At 47.7% G+C, this 2,254-nt stretch carries 2 protein-coding genes and 1 pseudogene; all 3 read right to left on the bottom strand.

The window, feature by feature from the left end:
* The coding region (locus tag G7Y43_RS10055) for a hypothetical protein (protein ID WP_206215130.1) at window positions 1-809 on the bottom strand (809 nt) is incomplete at its 3' end.
* 169 nt (window positions 810-978) lie between these two features.
* The gene (locus G7Y43_RS10050; protein ID WP_165046278.1) at window positions 979-1,422 is read right to left on the bottom strand and encodes an AAA family ATPase; all 444 of its coding nucleotides are present in this window, start codon (window positions 1,420-1,422) and stop codon (window positions 979-981) included.
* A 309-nt stretch (window positions 1,423-1,731) separates the two neighbouring features.
* Window positions 1,732-2,254 (bottom strand): annotated as a pseudogene (locus tag G7Y43_RS10045) (hypothetical protein); the annotation flags it as partial.

Here is a 2,254-nt window from a genome sequence, read left to right as displayed (position 1 = left end):
GTACGCCCGTACATATTGTTGCGTCGCTTTGTTTGGGATATAACCTCGCGAATTACCGGCTTTTCTGACTCATTGCCAGGATAGATAACCATGCCAAGTGGGATACAGTCAGCATCAAGTAAAAGACCTAGTCCCACAATCGGGTCTTTGCGACCTTCTTTGGATACTCCTTTGTGTCGAAGAGTATCTTCACGGTCAATCTCAAAGAAAAAGTTCGTGCAGTCAAAGTACGTTGTCGAAGTATCACGATCAAACAATTCAGAGACTTTGTGGTTGTAAATCTCTACTACCTTTTGGTACTCAGATCCCAAAAAGCAGATTCCCTCGTAGAGCTGGTCAAGCGAATAGGTTTTGTCAGCTCCGGCAAGCTGAGGGATGACATCATGAAACGTGCGTGACTTAGAACAGGGGGATACTGCCCGAGCATAGATAAGATCTGATAATAACCCGTGCAGCGAGAAGCGAAATCCCCCCGCCATCTGAAGATACGCTAAATCCTGTGCTACCTTAAGCGCCTCATTTACGGCGCGTAAGGGAAAATGTCCTAAGAAGCGCTCTGGTGTATGCTCACCAATACGTTTGACTTTTGAGGCAGCCTTTTTAGCTTTACGCTTAGCATTCATCTCATCAACTTCGGCCTTAAAGTGGGCAATAGGGTCAGCAATGCCTGCTTCGCGCAGTTCGTGTTCATATCCAAGTGCTCTCACAGAGCTATTTACCGTGTGCCCGCGTCCGGCATCCCAGTGGCTTTCGTATATCTGTAAATAGAGTCCTTTTTTGTTCTTGGACTTCTTCAAGAAATACGCCATCGCTCACCCTTTCTTCATAGCAGCAATGCTTCTATTATAACTCCATAGCACCATATAGAAAACCCTTTTGAAGTAACTTGTCAACCCTTCACAGAATATACAAAAAGACCAGCTCATTGGCTGGTTTTTACAGATAAGCGTATGTCGAAAATCCTAAAGACTTCTGGTGTCAAATCCTAAAGACGGGAGCACTCGCTTCGTCCCACGCCAGCTGTTTCGCGTCGTTGAATGAAATGCGTACAACAGGGTATGCCTGGAAGTATTCCTGATAGCGGCCACCCTCAGCATCCCATACGGCAAGGTTTTGAAAGAGCGGTGTCGTGTCCATGGCAGACGGGTCATTCGGCGAGGGAATCTCAAGAAACGACTGCAGCATACTCAGGTTCAACGACTTTCCGAAGCGACGAGGTCGACAAAACAGCGTAGCTACAGCACCACTATCAAGCACGTCAGCTACCAGCATGGATTTGTCGATAAACACCGAGTTTTCCACCACCGTGATGAAGTTGCTGTTGCCAATAGGCAGCATCTTACGTCCTGTCAAATCGGATATACGCACGTTGCCCTTTCGGAAAACGCCGTTCTCGTAGACACCCGCTGTCTGTCCTGCCATAGAAGCCACCTTCGCCACGAAAACCCCACTACGTCACAAGCTCAATTATATGTCATCGCGCCTAAGTTCCCCAACGTAGTAACACGTCTATCGCCCCGTTTTGCCATTCGGATGCACTATTACAGGCACAATTCTCGCTAATCTGCTATCATGCGACCTGACTTCCGAGTTTCGATTTCATTTCTGGTGCTAAGAACTCGACATGGTTTGTAGGTACACTCCGCTTTGTCTTTTAAACGTTGTATACCCAAGCCATCGGTGTCATCAGGTGGGTCGTCCTATCCTTCGAACGTGCTTCGGTGTGCGGCACTACTGGGCATTGGGTATGTTGAATTGGCAGTTAACAATGGAGTCGACTTGTCCTTTCGTAAGGTAGTAATTGCCCAGCGGCAGCCCCGTCATTTTCTCCAACTCGTCGATGATGGGTAAGGACTTGGAGATGTTGACGTATTTTCGTTCAGAGACCTCAACTACACGATAATTGTGTGCAAGTCTCATTATCTCTTCAGTGCAAAAGCGCCCATCTAACACTTTTAGCTGTACGAGCCGCTCAAGCAGCACAGACAGGTAGCAGATAAGGAAGTGTCCGGTGATCGATTCGGGCTTTTGCAGATACACAGGTCTCGCGTCAAGTTGGGACTTCATCGCCTTAAAGGATTCCTCTATGCGCCAGAGATTGTGGTAGGTTGAATAGATTTCAGCATCGCTTATTGATGTCTCTGAGGTCACGATCATGTTGTAGCCTGCCAGACGGCGTGCCTTCTCGATGGCTGTGTGGTTTAGTGTTGCCACTACCTTTGCATCAGGTTCTTCTCCATTTGAGTCAACTGCG

Source organism: Adlercreutzia sp. ZJ138, from assembly GCF_011038935.1.
Taxonomy (GTDB): Bacteria; Actinomycetota; Coriobacteriia; order Coriobacteriales; family Eggerthellaceae; genus ZJ141.
The sequence above is the reverse complement of the archived record's forward strand: the minus strand, read 5'-3'. Positions and strand labels throughout refer to the sequence as shown.